Annotated in this window: 11 protein-coding genes and 1 tRNA gene; 8 read left to right on the plus strand and 4 right to left on the minus strand. The window is 72.3% G+C overall.

Annotated features, from left to right (window positions below; all coding sequences use genetic code 11):
* Positions 1-121 precede the first annotated feature (121 nt).
* The gene (locus tag AB0937_RS19120) at positions 122-1,126 is read left to right on the plus strand and encodes a LacI family DNA-binding transcriptional regulator (RefSeq protein WP_366713083.1); all 1,005 of its coding nucleotides are present in this window, start codon (positions 122-124) and stop codon (positions 1,124-1,126) included.
* Between the two features lie 15 nt (positions 1,127-1,141).
* Here the strand turns inward: AB0937_RS19120 and AB0937_RS19125 are convergent, their stop codons facing one another.
* Entirely contained in the window at positions 1,142-1,486 is a 345-nt protein-coding gene (locus AB0937_RS19125; RefSeq protein ID WP_366713084.1) for a cupin domain-containing protein, read from the minus strand.
* A gap of 512 nt (positions 1,487-1,998) precedes the next feature.
* On the opposite strand from AB0937_RS19125, the gene AB0937_RS19130 reads away from it, so the two are divergent.
* From AB0937_RS19130 to ugpC, 5 genes are all read left to right on the plus strand, one after another.
* A tRNA-Pro gene (locus AB0937_RS19130) sits at positions 1,999-2,075 on the plus strand.
* Positions 2,076-2,338: 263 nt separating this feature from the next.
* Entirely contained in the window at positions 2,339-3,559 is a 1,221-nt protein-coding gene (locus AB0937_RS19135) for an ABC transporter substrate-binding protein (RefSeq protein WP_366713086.1), read from the plus strand.
* A 70-nt stretch (positions 3,560-3,629) separates the two neighbouring features.
* Complete coding sequence (locus AB0937_RS19140; protein WP_366713088.1) at positions 3,630-4,589, plus strand: sugar ABC transporter permease; 960 nt, start codon at positions 3,630-3,632, stop codon at positions 4,587-4,589.
* A complete protein-coding gene (locus tag AB0937_RS19145; protein ID WP_142156932.1) occupies positions 4,589-5,422 on the plus strand; it encodes a carbohydrate ABC transporter permease in 834 nt (277 codons plus the stop codon). Before AB0937_RS19140 ends, AB0937_RS19145 begins: the two co-directional genes overlap by 1 nt.
* Positions 5,423-5,448: 26 nt before the next feature.
* Complete coding sequence (gene ugpC, locus AB0937_RS19150) at positions 5,449-6,636, plus strand: sn-glycerol-3-phosphate ABC transporter ATP-binding protein UgpC (protein ID WP_366713090.1); 1,188 nt, start codon at positions 5,449-5,451, stop codon at positions 6,634-6,636.
* A gap of 601 nt (positions 6,637-7,237) precedes the next feature.
* On the opposite strand, the gene AB0937_RS19155 is transcribed toward ugpC, so the two are convergent.
* The 3 genes from AB0937_RS19155 to AB0937_RS19165 all read right to left on the minus strand — a co-directional run bounded on the left by AB0937_RS19155 (position 7,238) and on the right by AB0937_RS19165 (position 10,262).
* A complete protein-coding gene (locus tag AB0937_RS19155; protein WP_366713091.1) occupies positions 7,238-7,513 on the minus strand; it encodes a hypothetical protein in 276 nt (91 codons plus the stop codon).
* A gap of 161 nt (positions 7,514-7,674) precedes the next feature.
* Complete coding sequence (locus AB0937_RS19160) at positions 7,675-9,018, minus strand: HEXXH motif domain-containing protein (RefSeq protein WP_366713092.1); 1,344 nt, start codon at positions 9,016-9,018, stop codon at positions 7,675-7,677.
* Positions 9,019-9,038: 20 nt separating this feature from the next.
* Complete coding sequence (locus AB0937_RS19165; RefSeq protein WP_366713093.1) at positions 9,039-10,262, minus strand: FxsB family cyclophane-forming radical SAM/SPASM peptide maturase; 1,224 nt, start codon at positions 10,260-10,262, stop codon at positions 9,039-9,041.
* Positions 10,263-10,518: 256 nt separating this feature from the next.
* Between AB0937_RS19165 and fxsA the strand changes: the two genes are divergently transcribed.
* On the plus strand, positions 10,519-10,713 hold the full coding sequence (gene fxsA, locus AB0937_RS19170) for an FxSxx-COOH cyclophane-containing RiPP peptide (protein ID WP_366713095.1): 195 nt from the start codon (positions 10,519-10,521) through the stop codon (positions 10,711-10,713).
* Positions 10,714-10,836: 123 nt separating this feature from the next.
* Complete coding sequence (gene fxsT / locus AB0937_RS19175) at positions 10,837-14,463, plus strand: FxSxx-COOH system tetratricopeptide repeat protein (RefSeq protein ID WP_366713096.1); 3,627 nt, start codon at positions 10,837-10,839, stop codon at positions 14,461-14,463.
* The last annotated feature ends 130 nt before the right edge of the window (positions 14,464-14,593 follow it).

The raw sequence follows: 14,593 nt of genomic DNA on the forward strand, positions 1-14,593 counted from the left end.
TTGGACCGTTCCAGAACCTGTCCAGGCCACCCTGGGCGGGGCCTGGTGACGCTGTCAACCCTTTGAAGGGCCGTGCCGCCTGCTTTGACAAGCCGTACCACTCCGTGGAACGGTCCATCCCATGAGACCGCCGACGATCCGGGACGTGGCCGAACGGGCCGGTGTCTCCAAGTCGCTGGTCTCCCTCGTGCTGCGCGGCTCCGACCAGGTGCGCCCCGAGAAGCGGGACGCCGTGCTCCGGGCGGCCCGGGAGCTCGGCTACCGCCCCAACGCCGCCGCCCGCAGCCTCAGCGAGCGGCGCACCCGCACGGTCGGTGTCCTCCTGAACGATCTGCGCAACCCCTGGTTCGTCGACCTCCTCGACGGCCTCAACTCCCTGCTGCACGCCAACGGCCTGCGCATGCTGCTGGCCGACGCCCGCCTCAACCGCCGCACCGGCCAGGACCCGGCCGACCCGCTGCTGGACCTGCGCGTCGACGGCCTGGTCGTGGTCGGCACGCTGCCCGACCCGGCGGCCCTCGGAGACGTGGCCGGGCGGATCCCGGTCGTACTGGCCGGCTCCCGCGAACCGGCGCCGCCGGGCGTCGACGTCGTGGCGGGCGACGACGAGCGGGGCGCCCGTCTGGCGGCCGAGCACCTGATCGGCCTCGGGCACCGCCGGATCGCGCACATCGCGGGCTACGGAGCGGTCGGGGAGCTGCGGCACCGGAGTTTTGAGGCGACGATGCGCCGGCACGGGCTCGCCGAGCAGGCTGTGGTCGAGCCGAGCGACATGACCGAGGAGGGCGGCTACCGCACGACCGTCCGGCTGCTCAGCCGCCCCGGCCGGCCCACGGCCGTCTTCGCCGTCAACGACATCGCCGCCATCGGCGCCCTCTCGGCGGCAGAGGAACTGGGCCTGCGCGTCCCGCACGACCTGTCCGTCGTCGGCTACGACAACACGAGCATCTCCCGCCTGCGGCACGTATGGCTGACGACGGTCGACAACTCCAGCCACGAGGTCGGCCGCCGCGCGGCCCGCTGCCTCCTGGAGCGCTTCGAGGGCGCCGGCGGACCGGGCCGCGTCCAACTCGCCGTGCCCACCCTGGAGATCCGCGGGTCGACGGCGCCCGCGCCCACCCGCTGACCGCGTCCGCCCCGCTCAGAGGTTGATCGCGTACGCCTTGCGCAGGGTCTCGTGCACCGTCCACGTCGTACGGTCGCCCTCGCGCAGGACGGCCATGTCGCCGGGCCCGACCGTCAGCGTCGGCCCGCCCTCGACCTCGATCGTCGCCGACCCGCTGATCACGACGAACAGTTCGTCGGCCTCGGTGTCGGTGACCACGCCGGGGGTGATCTGCCAGACGCCCCGCACCTGACGGCCGTCCTCCGACTCCCAGACCACCTTCCCGGTCACCTCGGGCGTCCCGGAGACGACCTGCTCGGGCGCGAGGGGCTCGGGTTCGAGCTCGGCGTCGGGGATGTGCAGTACGAAGCTGTGCGTCATGCGGCGACCCTAGCCGCGTTGAACGGGGGAGCGGCCTCGACAGAGTGTGGGGTGCCGGCTGGGCCGGGCGGACACTCCGTCGTCCCGGCCCGGCGGGTGCGGCCTGCATTCAGCGCCCGGGCTTATGGTGTCCGTCCCAACCCCTATGCCCTGGTCGGGAGTTCCCACCGATTCGCGTATCGTTTGCGGCATATGCCCGGGAGTTGAGATGCCCGGGTGCGCACGTGTGGGCGAAGGGGGAGCAGGACGTGGACGAGATGCGGCAACGAGCCGCCCGGCGGACCGGACCGGCCGGAGGTGTTGTCACGGCACTCCTGGCCGTGGCGGCCTGTGCCTGCCACGCGACCAAGGCGAACCTCCCCTGGTGGGCCGTCCTCGCCGTCGCCGTCTCGACGGTGGGCCTCGCGGGCTGGACCGGCGCCCGGATCGGCCGCCGGCACGGGCCGGCGGGCGAGTTCGCATGCGGTAGGGTTGACCTGCGCGATCACGCGGTTCACCCGCGCGAGACGCATCGGGACGTGGCGCAGCTTGGTAGCGCACTTGACTGGGGGTCAAGGGGTCGCAGGTTCAAATCCTGTCGTCCCGACCAGCGAAGTAGCAGGTCGGAGGTCATTTCCGGTTGACGGAAATGACCTCTTTGTCGTTCCCGCCGCGTCTGCCCCAAGCTGGCCAATGGGTTATTCGATACCAAATGTCCTTGATGTCGCCTTGAGTGGTCTTTAGTGTTCGCCGGGAGGCAAACACTGCAAGGCCCGAGCCCGTGCCACCGTCCGGAAGCGAGTTGTGGAGCGCGTGCATGCGAGGGGACATCCCAGAGGGACGCGATGGCTGCGGGCGTTCGCCGTACTGCCATTGCTGGCATCGGTGCTCGCCGCCTGTGGCAGTGACGAAGGCTCCGGTAGGCCCACCCTCAACTGGTACAACTTCCCCGACGACTCCGGTGCGCTGCAGAAGGCGGCCGACCGGTGCAGCCAGGCGTCGGGCGGCCGCTACAGGATCAGCTACAACAAGCTCCCGCGCGCGGCCGACGGCCAGCGTCAGCAGCTTGTCCGCAGGCTCGCCGCCGAGGACGACTCGCTCGACATCCTGGGCCTGGACGTCACCTGGGCGGCGGAGTTCGCCGAGGCGCGCTGGATCCGGGAATGGACGGGAGCGGCGAAGCGGCAGGCCGCCGAGGGCACTCTGCGCGTACCGCTGCAGACCTCGACCTGGAAGGGCAAGCTGTACGCCGTCCCTTACAACACCAACACCCAGCTCCTGTGGTACCGCAAGGACCTGGTGCCCACACCGCCCCGGACCTGGGCCGAGATGCTGGACATGGCCGGCGCCCTCGCCCGGCAGGGCAAACCGCACTTCGTCGAGATCCAGGGCGCCCAGTACGAGGGCCTGACCGTCTGGTTCAACACGCTCATCAACAGTGCGGGCGGCTCCATCCTCAACGCGAGCGCGACCGAGCCCTCCCTCGGTCCTCCCGCTGTGCGGGCCGCGGGGATCATGCGTGAGCTGGCGAACTCCCCGGCCGCGGACCCCTCCCTGTCCAACCAGATGGAGGACCAGAACCGGCTCGCCATGGAGTCGGGGGTGGCGGCGTTCGAGCTCAACTACCCGTTCGTCTATCCATCGATGAAGGCGAACAACCCCGAGCTGTTCAAGAACTTCCGCTGGGCGCCGTACCCCCGGGTCGACGCGAACCGCCGGGCACGGCCCACCATCGGCGGCATCGACCTGGCGGTGAGCGCCTACTCGCGCCACCCCGACCTTGCCTTCGAGGCGGCGCTGTGCCTGCGCAACCGGGAGAACCAGCTCACCGCCGCGCTCGAGGGCGGTCTGCCGCCCACCCTGCGCGCCCTGTACGACGAGCCGGCGTTCATGAAGGAGTACCCCTTCTCCGCGGAGGTGCTGGCCGCCCTGGAGTCGGCGAGCGTGCGCCCGATCACCCCGGTCTACCAGAACGTGTCGATCGCGGTCTCCCACACGCTGTCTCCGCCGTCCGGGATCAAACCGGAGAGCTCCGTCAACACCATCAGGGAGCAGATCGACGATGCCCTGCGATCCGAGGGTGTGATCCCGTGAACCACCACCTCCCGCACCACTTCGCCGCCCGGCGCCGCAGCGCGCGGGCCTCCTCCCCGGGCGGCCCGAGATGAGCACACGGGCGCAACCCGCCGGAACCCCACCGCCCCCCGAAACGGAGACGGAGCAGAAGGGGCCGGACCAGGCGGCACTGTCGGCGGGCGCCCGGCAGGAGCGGCGGCTCGGCTGGCTGCTCTGCGCACCCGCCGTCGTCGTCATGATCGCCGTGACCGCCTACCCCATCGGGTACGCCGTCTATCTGTCCCTCCAGCGGTACGACCTGCGCTTTCCCGGACGGGCGGAGTTCGTGGGCCTGAGCAACTACGGGGCGGTGCTGTCCTCCCCGTTCTGGTGGGACGCCTTCTGGGTCACGCTGTTCATCACCGCGGTGTCCGTGGCGATCGAACTGGTCCTCGGAATGGGGCTCGCCATGGTGATGCACCGCACGATCTTCTGGCGCGGCGCCGTTCGCACGTCGGTCCTCGTCCCGTACGGCATCGTCACCGTGGTCGCCGCCTTCTCCTGGCAGTACGCCTGGACCCCGAACCTCGGATACCTCGCCGAGTTGCTGCCCAGCGGAGAGGCTCCGCTGACCGAGCAGTGGCCCGCCCTCTGGCTGATCATCCTCGCCGAGGTGTGGAAGACGACGCCGTTCATGGCCCTGCTGCTGCTCGCGGGCCTCGCGCTGGTCCCCGAGGAGACCTTGAAGGCGGCTATGGTGGACGGTGCCACCGCCTGGCAGCGCTTCACCAAGGTCATCCTGCCGCTGATGAAGCCGGCCGTCCTGGTGGCCCTGCTCTTCCGCACACTGGACGCGTTCCGGATCTTCGACAACATCTACATCCTGACCGCGGGCGCCCACGGGACCGGCTCGCTGTCGATCCTCGGGTACGACAACCTGTTCACCGCGCTGAACCTGGGCATCGGGTCGGCGATCTCGGTCCTGATCTTCATCTGCGTCGGGATCATCGCCTTCACCTTCGTCAAACTGTTCGGTGCCGCCGCACCCGGCGCGGAGGTGAAGCGCTGATGGCCGCCGTGGGAAAGACACATGCCGCCCGATGGGGCGTCCTGAACGTGGTGGTGGTGCTGTACGCCCTGTTCCCGGTGTGGTGGATCGCCGCGCTGTCGTTCAAGGACCCCGGCACCCTGACGGACGGTGACTACATCCCCCGGGACTGGACCTGGGAGAACTACCGGGGCATCTTCGAGACCGCCGAGTTCACCCGTGCGCTGATCAACTCGATCGGCATCGCCCTGATCGCCACGGTGATCGCGGTGGCCCTGGGCACCATGGCCGCCTACGCGGTGGCCCGGCTGCGGTTCCCCGGCAAGCGGGTACTCATCGGCATGTCACTGCTGATTGCCATGTTCCCGCCGATCTCCCTGGTGTCACCGCTGTTCAACATCGAGCGGATCATCGGGATCTTCGACACCTGGATCGGGCTGATCATCCCGTACATGACCTTCTCCCTGCCGCTCGCGATCTACACCCTGTCGGCGTTCTTCCGGGAGATCCCCTGGGATCTGGAGAAGGCCGCCAAGGTCGACGGGGCGACGCCCGCGCAGGCCTTTCGGCTGGTCATCGCGCCGCTGGCCGCGCCGGGCGTGTTCACCACGGCCATTCTCGTGTTCATCTTCTGCTGGAACGACTTCCTGTTCGCGATCTCGCTGACGTCCACCGAGTCCGCGCGCACCGTGCCCGCCGCGATCGCGTTCTTCACCGGGAGTTCCCAGTTCCAGCAGCCCACAGGGTCGATCGCCGCCGCCGCTGTGGTCATCACCATCCCGATCATCGTTTTCGTCCTGCTCTTCCAGCGGCGGATCGTCGCGGGACTGACCTCCGGGGCAGTCAAGGGCTGAACGGGGAAGGCAAGGAGGCACCATCCATGGCCGAGATCATCCTTGAGGGAGTCACCAAGCGCTTTCCCGACGGGTCCCTCGCCGTGAAGGACGTGGACCTCGAGATCGCCGACGGCGAGTTCGTGATCCTGGTCGGTCCGTCGGGGTGCGGCAAGTCCACCACCCTGAACATGATCGCCGGACTAGAGGACATCACGGAGGGCACCCTGCGCATCGGAGACCGCGTCGTCAACGACCTGGCTCCCAAGGAACGCGACGTCGCCATGGTGTTCCAGAGCTACGCCCTGTATCCGCACATGAGCGTCCGGGAGAACATGGGCTTCCCGCTGCGCCTGGCCAAGGTGGACAAGGACACCATCGACGCCAAGGTGACGCACGCCGCCCGGATCCTCGACCTCACCGAGCACCTGGACCGCAAGCCCGCCAACCTCTCGGGCGGTCAGCGCCAGCGGGTGGCCATGGGGCGGGCGATCGTCCGTGATCCCAAGGCGTTCCTGATGGACGAGCCACTGTCCAACCTGGACGCCAAACTCCGGGTCCAGATGCGCACCCAGATCTCCCGGCTGCAGCGGAGCCTCGGCACGACCACGGTGTACGTCACCCACGACCAGACCGAGGCGATGACGCTGGGCGACCGCGTCGTGGTCATGAGACAGGGCCTGGTCCAGCAGATCGGTACACCTGCCGAGTTGTACGACCTGCCGCGCAACATCTTCGTCGCGGGCTTCATCGGCTCCCCGGCGATGAACTTCCTGAACGCCACTCTGGAGGGCGGTGCCCTGCGTTCGCCCCTGGGCGACCTGCCCCTCGACGACCGTACGAGGCAGGCGCTGGAACGCCAGAACGCGCCCCGCGAGGTCATCGTCGGGCTGCGACCGGAGGCATTCGAGGACGTGGCCCTGTCACATGACCGGGACCGGACGGGCCCGGTCTTCACCGCCACCGTGGAGGTACTGGAGTCGCTGGGCTCCGACGCGTACGTCTACTTCGCCGCGGAGGGCGGGCCCGCGACGACCACCGAACTGGAGGAACTCGCCAAGGACTCGGGCCTGCGCGACACCGGCGCCGACACCAGTCAACTCGTGGCCCGCCTGGACGCCGCCACGCGTGCCCGCGAGGGAGAACCGCTGGAACTGCGGGTCGACATGGCCAAGGCCCACGTGTTCGACCCGGCGAACGGGGCGAACCTCACGCATCCGGCGCGGGCGGACTGACGATTCGCCACGCGGCCGGGCCGGGCCACCACCGTGATGTAGGCCACTCGTGTGCATCCGCATCGTGTGTGTTTGCCATCGCGTCGGCTGGAAAATGGCTCTGTAGTCACCGGACGCGACAGTCCGGTGGACAGTGACCGAAAGCCGGAGAATGGAGGTTCGATGTCCTCGAAGCGACGTCGCAAGAAGAAGGCCCGCCGCAAGAACGGCGCGAACCACGGCAGCCGTCCGCAGTCCTGAGAAGCTTCGCGGGCGCGCCGACGTATCGGGTGGGTGGCAGGTGCCACCCACTCGTTTGCGTTCGCAGGCACGGTGCGGCCTCTCGATCGCTCGGTGGTGTCACAGGCGGAAGACCCCCCGAGTGCGTCGGGCCGGTGCGGGCTCCGTCTCCGCGGGCGTGAGCCGTGCCGGACGGGCGGTGAGACAGCCGTCCGGGCGGATGAGGAGGGCCGTCGCACCCCTGGTGCCGTACAGACGCTCGAACTCTCCTGCCTCGTCCCGGAACACGGGCAGGCGCCGGCCGTTCGCGCCGCCGGGGCGTGGACGGCCTTCGCCGTGTCGTCGTCCCCGGCGACGACGAACGCGGGCACCTTGCCGCCCGTCAGCCGGCCGGCGGTGGCGGCGGCCTCGTGGCACGCGGTGAGAGCGTCGGCCGAGTCGGAACAGAGGACCAGGACCCGCGGTCGCGCAGCAGGTCGTAGAGGCGCAGGGGCGTCACGGCCAGGCCGGTGGTGAGTCCGCGGCAGTCGGGAGCCCGTTCGCCCGGACCCGGGCCGGGTTCGGCCCGGTCGCCGGGGCCCGCGCCGTTCGTCGCGGTCAGGGGGCTGTCCGGGTAGGCGACGAGCAACTGTGCCTCGCGCAGCATCACCGTCGTCATGTCGTCCTTCGGGGCCGGGACGCCACCCTCGGTGGCGTGCCCGGCGTCATAGCTGTCGAGCAGCCGGGGATGGGCGACCCTGTCCAGGGCGAGGGCACTCCATGGTCCACCGTCGTGAGACGATCGGCGACTCAACGGCCGGCGGCCGGGCCTGGGCGCGTTCAGATCAGCAGGGCCTGCGGCACTCCGTTCCTGCGGACCCACTCCCTGCGGTGGGCGGCCGCCAGGGCCAGGCCCCGGCGGCGGGCCTCGGCCGGGAGCGGGAGCCGGCACAGGGCGTCGAGCGTGCCCAGCATCGTCTGCGCGAAGTGCTCGCCCAAGGCGGTGAGGCGACCGGACGCCAGCAGGACCTCCGTGGCCTGCCGGGCGCCCACCCGCCAGCGCGCGAACTGCGCCTCGGCCAGGGCGCGTTCGGCGGGATCCTGCTCCACGGCCCGGCGGCGGTTCCAGAAGTCCGCTACTCCCAGGTGCGCGTACGCCCCGTGGAAGAGGCCGAGCAGGGGGCGCGGATCGGGGCGCCAGGGCGCGTAGTAGAGCTCCTCGCCGTCCGGCTCGAAGAGGTCGAACAGATGCAGTACGGCGGCGAACTTGCCGTGCTGCATCTCGTGGGCCATGGACAGGGCCAGGCCCCGCGCCGAGCGCGGCCGGGACAGCGCCATGGCGCCGAACGCCTCCGCGCTGCTGCCGCTGAAGCTGCCCGGGCGGTCGACCGGGACCAACGTGCGCGGACCGGCGACGAGTTCGGCGTAGGTCTGCGGGTGGTGGGCCCGCAGCAGACGGCAGGCCTCCCGCGCCGTGCTCTGCCACCGGCACAATTCGTCCTCCGGCAGTCCCAGCGGCCGCGCGGGCACACCGGGGAAGCGCAGCGGGTCGGCGTCGTCCAGGAGCAGCGGCGCGCCCGCGTCCGGCACCACGAGCCGGTGCGCCGCCCGCCACCGGCCCGACGGCCCGGACGGGGCCCGCGGCACGTCGACCGGGCGGTCCGGGCAAGCGCCTGCGGCCACCTGGATCCTGGCCGCGCCATCCGCGTCGACCACCACCTCAGCCAGGTCACCGGGCCGGGCACTGGGGAAGCGGGCACCGCCGAGCGAGGGCAGGAACACCTCGTCCGTCGCCAGGGCCCACCGCACCCGCCCGGGCACGCCCGCGCGGACCGCGGCGGCCGCGGCCAGGGCGCTGAACCAGTGGACCGGCGGCGCGCACGCACCCCCGGACCCGCCCGCGACGACCCGGTCCAGCCGGGCCAGCAGGCCCGTCAGCGCGGTACCCGCCGAGGGATGGGACAGGACCGCGGCCACGGCCTCCGGATCGGTCCGGTGGGCGGCCGTGAGCACCTCCCACGCGCGCGCGGCGGAGTCGGCCACGCCACCGCCGGCCTCACCGGCGGTCTCCGCCACCGCCAGTGCGCAGGCCAGCCGGCGGCTGTGCTCGGCGCGTGCCAGCAGGCGCAGGGCTTCGGCCCCGCCGCCGCCCGAAGCGAGCGCGGTGAAAAGCCTGCCGGGCACACGAAGCGGCACCGGCCCCCTCATGCCGCTTCCGCCGCAGCGGTACGCAGCCCGTCCAGGTCCGCGGCCAGCCGCCCCCTGACCCGCGTGATCAGAGCCGCCAGGTCGGCGCAGTAGACACTGGGGTTGGCGAACCCGGTGGCCGCACGGTAGCGGTGGGCGTAGTGCCCGCCTCCGCACACCTGCCGCAGCCGGCACGCACGGCACTGCGCGGACAGGCCGTCGGCCCCCCACTGCCGGGCCGCGACACCCGGATGGCGCAGCAGCGCGTCGAAGGAGTCACGCCCGATGTGCAGACCCGTCCGGGCAGCGCCGTGGTACGCGGTGCGCAACGTGTCGTCCTGGGCGAGCGAACCGTCCGTCTCCACCACCGCGTACCTCACCGGGGACAGACCCAGCACCTCGGTCTGCGGTGTCCCGCCGAGCAGCAGCGCCATCATGTCCTCGAGCAACCGCACCCGGGTCTCCCGCCGCCCCGCCCCGTACCACCGCTCGAACACCCGCCACAGCCAGTCCGCGTACGGCGTGCCCGGACGCAGCCCCGGTGGGGGAGTCCCCCAATTGCCCTGCGGCAGCAGGAAGTCCACGGCCGGCGGGCGGTACGCCAGCAGATGCTCGTAACAGCGCACCGGATCGTTGCGCAGGTCGATGGTGCACAACAGGCCCGCGAACAGCGCGCGATGGGGCCCGTCGGCCAGGCGGCTCAGCGCCTCGGCCACCCGGGCGTGGCTGCCGCGGCCGTCCGCGCCGCGGCGGTGCCGGTCATGAGCTGCGCGGTCCCCGTCCAGGCTGACCGAGACGCGGATGCCGTGCTCGGCGCACAGGTCGAGCCAGCGCTCGGTCAGCCGTACGCCGTTGGTCTGCAGGGCGAGGTGCAGCCGTACGCCGGGACCGGCCGCCGCACGCAGGACCGAGACGGTGCGTCCGACAGCGGCCTCACCGGCCAGCAGTGGCTCACCCCCGTGCAGCACCACCGCGGCCTCGCGCACACCGTGCGCCGCGAGGTGCTCCGCGATGCGGCCGGCCGTGCGGTCCACCGTCTCCGGCGCCATGGTGCGCGGCTGCGCACGCCAGCTCTGGTCCTGGGAGCGGTACATGTAGCAGTACTGACAGGCGAGGTCGCAGCGGCTGTGCACCTTCAGGACGAAGGAGTGGAACGGCGCGGGCACCCAGCCGGCCGCCTCCCTGGCCACGACGTCGGCCGCGACCGGCCACGGCGGCTCCGCATGGCGCAGCCGATTCATACGCACCCCCCGGTTCGCATGCCGCCCGGCCCGTGCCCGCCCGGCCGGGCCACGCCATTGGGCCCAGTATTCGGTGGGGGTGACAGGCCGTCAACATCGAGAATCCGTCGTCCGGGCCGCCACCGCCCGAAAGTCGCCGTTTTCCCGCGGCACCCCGTGGGGACGTCAACACTGGACACCGAGTCCCGGGACACGCATGCGCCGGGCGTGGAGAGCCGCCACACGGCGGTCCGTCGGGCACCGCGGAGGATGGGCCATGGCAGAGCTCGAGGAAGCGGGTGCCGAGCGGGACGAGGCCGCCCTGGAGTCCGTCGTACTGGACCTCACCGACGTGCCCCTGGACGACCTCGCCGTGCTGCCGCCCTCCGTACTGGGCGAGACCCTGCGCAGGCTGCGGACCGGCGGCGACCCGGACGAGCCCTTCGTCACCGGCCACAACGAGAGCCAATGACCGGCCCCCGTGCCGACGCGGCCCTCGCGCGAAACCGTCTGATCAGGGGCAACCCGTCTTATACTGACCGTCCCTGACTGTCGTGCCCACCGTCCAGCACCTGCCGTCCGAAGCGGAGTGGCCATGCCCGACATCCACGCAGCCGACCGCTCGGGACGGTTCGCCCTCTTCTGCTCCACCGCGGAGAACCTCGGCGTCAGCACGACGGTGCGCAACGTCGCGGACCTGCTGGCCGCCGGCAACCGCAGCGTCCTCGTCGTGGACGGCCGGGCCACCGCCACGCCGGGTGACGCCCCGGTGCCCGAGCCCGAACCCGGGCGCATCCACGCCGTCGCCCGCCCCGACACCTTGTCCCTCCTCGCCCTCACCTCCGACCCCCGGGTGCTCGGCCACGACCACGTGCTCGTGGAGGCGCCGCTGCCCGACGCGCTCGACGCGCCGGCCGAGGGCAGACTCGGCTCGCTCGCCGACTCCCTCGTGCTCTGCTTTGCCATGACCGCCTGGTCCATCGACGGCGCCGCCGCACTGGCCGAGCAGATGAGCGGCGGCCGGTCCGGCCGGCCCGTGCGGCTGCTGGCCCTTGGCCTGAAGAGCAACGTCGAGTCGCACGACCGGCTGCGCGGCGCACGCGAACGGGTGCGCCGCAAGTTCGGGCCCCTCTCGCGGGCCTCCCGCACCTCCGAGGTCGCCTTCCTGGAGATCCCGTACCACCCCCTCTACCTCGACACCCGGCAACTGGCGGTCGAGAGCGAGCCGGAGGGCTCGGTGACCGGGCTGCGTCCCTACTACGAGCGGCTGGCCGACTGGCTCCGCAACCGGCGCCCGCTGCCGCTGAGCCGGGTCACCCTCGTCCACTCCCAGCGCCACGCGCCCTGGGCGGCCTGGCTGGAGGACCAGTTCCGGCGCGGTGGCATCCGTACCGAACTGCGTGCCCTGGACGCCTACTCCGGCGACCGGCCGGCCCCGGGCACCGCGCTGCTCTTCCTCTCCCCGGCCGACATGGACCACGCCGGCCTCGCCCAGCTCGCCGCGCTGTCCCACCCCGACGTCCGGATCGTCCTGGCCGACGAGCCCTTCCCCGACCCGGGTGCCGCCCACCACGAGCGCATCGACCTGCGCGGCACCGACGAGGACGAGGCGGTGCGGCGGCTGTACGCCGGGCTCGGCCTCGGCGCACCACCCCCGGCGGACGGCACGCCCGGCGCCCGCTTCCCCCGACTGCCCGCGGTCACCAACGTCGCCCCCCGCTACAGCGGCTTCGTCGGCAGGGACGACGTCCTCGGCGCTCTTCTGGAGAACCTGCACGCGGCGGGCCGGGACCACACCCCGCTGGTCGTGCACGCCGCGAGCGGCTGGGGCAAGAGCGAGATCGTCCGCGAGCTGTGCCACCGCTTCGGCTCCGCCTACGACGTGGTGTGGTGGGTGCGTTCCTGGGAGATCCCGCGCGCCCACCGCGGCCTGAACCGGCTCGCCGGCCGGCTCGACCTGATCACCACCGGCGACGGGGCCTCCCCGGCCCTGTTCGAACACCTCTCCCGCACCGACACGCAGAGCTGGCTGCTCATCTACGACGGGGCCGAGTCCCCCGACGGGCTGCAGGACATGCTGCCCACCCCGCACACCCGCGGGCACGTGCTGATCACCAGCCGCAGCGCCCCCGCCACGGCAGGCATGGCGGCCTTCCCCCTGCCTCCCATGTCACCGGCCGAGTGCCGGGCCGTCCTCGGTGAACGGCTCGCGGAGATCGACGAGGAGCAGGCCCAGCGGGTCGGCCAGGTCCTGGGCTTCGTCCCGCTCGCCCTGCGCATCGCCGCCCTCTGCCTCGCCGAACGCGCGGCGGCCCACCGGCGCGACGACAACATGGGCGATCAGGCCGCGGCCCGGGCGGCCGTCGCCCACCTCCTCGCCGAATACCGCACGGCCCAGCAGGCCCTGCTCGAACAGGACGGCGCCGCCCCGCCGGTGCCGGTCATGGTGCGGGTGGCACGGCAGACCGTGCTGCACACCCCGGGCGCCGCCGCCTGGCGTGCGGAGAGCCGTACGAGCGACGCCCTCGGCTGGCTGCTGAACGCCGCCTCCCTGCTCACCGGCCGCGGCATGGGCCTGGAACTGCTCCGCTCACGGCGCATCCTCTCCGAACTCGCCCGTGACGACGGCCCCGGCGCCGCGGCGGTGCGCCGGATCCCGGCCGACGCGCGGATGCCCGACGAGCACATGGTGAGCGTCGCCCTGTGGGCCCTGTCCCGGGTCGGACTCCTCGAGGTGGACTTCGACCGGCCCGACCAGCCCCTCGGACAGCACCACGCCGTACGGGACGCCGTCCGCACCGCCATGGACCCGGCCGAGCGCGCCCACATCGAGCAGGTGCTGCGCGGCACCCTCGCCGAGTTCACCCCGGACGAGGACCGCGGACTGAGCGCCGACTGGGCCCGCGAGGTGTACTCCCTGCGCCTGTGGGAGGACCACCGCCCCCGTGTCCGGCGCTCCCTGCTGCGCCATCTCAACGCCCTCAGCCAGCGCGGCGAGACCGCCGACCTCGCCCGCCTGCTCGACATCTCCGAGCGCGCCCAGGCGTCCTGGGCCCCGGCGGACGACGACGATCCGTCACCGGAGTACCTGCGCCTGCTCAACTTCACCGCACGCGCCCACCGCCTCACCGGCGCCTACGAACCGGCCCGCCGGCTGTCCGAACGGGCCCTGCGCGGCCACCGCCGGCTGCTCGGCCCCCTGCACCCGAGAACGCTGCTGTCCGCCGACTCCTACGGCGCCAACCTGCGCTCCCTCGGCAGGTTCTCCGACGCGCTGTTCCAGGCCCGCCCCGTCCTGGAGGGCCTGACGCTGCTGCTCGGACCGCAGCACGCCGCGACCGTGCAGGTCGAGCACAACCTCGCCTTCACCGAGGCCCTGAGCGGACGGGCCCCCGACGCGCTGGCCCGGCTCCTCGCCCGGTTCCGCAACCGGCAGGCCGTCGGCGGCGAGGACGATCCGGCCGTCTGGCACGCCGCCGACCTGCTCGCCTGGGTCTACCGGACCCTGGGCCGCGACGCGGAGTCCCAGGACCTGCTGCGGCAGTGGCTGCACCGCCACGGCGACGTCACCACCGGCACCCGCCTGATCATCGAACTGGGCCTGGCCGTCAGCGAACGCCGCATCACCTACAACTCCGCCCGTTCCCACGAGCGGGTCTACGGCTACGAGAAGGCCCTCGAACGCGACCGGCGGGTGCTGGCCGAGACGACCAGCCGGTTCGGTGCCGGACACCTGACCACCGTGCGCTGCCGCTTCAGCCTCGCCGCCGACCTGCACGCCCTCGGCAAGCACGACGAGGCCGCACACGAGGCCCGGCTGTGCAGCCGGGCCCTGGAGAGCACCCTCGGCGCCGGGCACCCCTACGCCGCACTGGCCGGAGTCCGGCACGCGGTGTACCTGCGGGCCACCGGCGCCGTCGACGACGCGGAGGCCACCGGCCGGGCCGCGCTGCACCTCCTGACCGACCGGCTCGGCGACAGCCACCCCTGGGTGTCCGCCGCGGAGAACTCCCTCGCGGCCACCCTCGCCGTGGCCGGGCGGACCGAGGAGGCGACCGGGCTCGCCGAGAGCGCCCTGCGCCGTTTGCGGGACCTGGACATGGGGCATCGCCCCGACGGGCGGCGCGTGGGGGCGCACCACGCCTGGCTCACCTCCCGGGCCTCCGGATCCACCGCACCGGCCCGGGACTTCGACATCGATCTGGAACTGCCCGGCATCTAGGACCGGCGCCGTCGCCCCGGCGGTTCCCCGACGGAAGGTGAGCGTACGTGGCAGCAGCTCCGCACCCGGAGACCGAGCTCTTCACGGAGTCCCACTGGTCCCCGGAGGGCCACGGCCGAATAACAGAGCT

Origin of the sequence: Streptomyces sp. NPDC047880 (assembly GCF_040706515.1) — a bacterium.
Classification (GTDB): domain Bacteria; phylum Actinomycetota; class Actinomycetes; order Streptomycetales; family Streptomycetaceae; genus Streptomyces.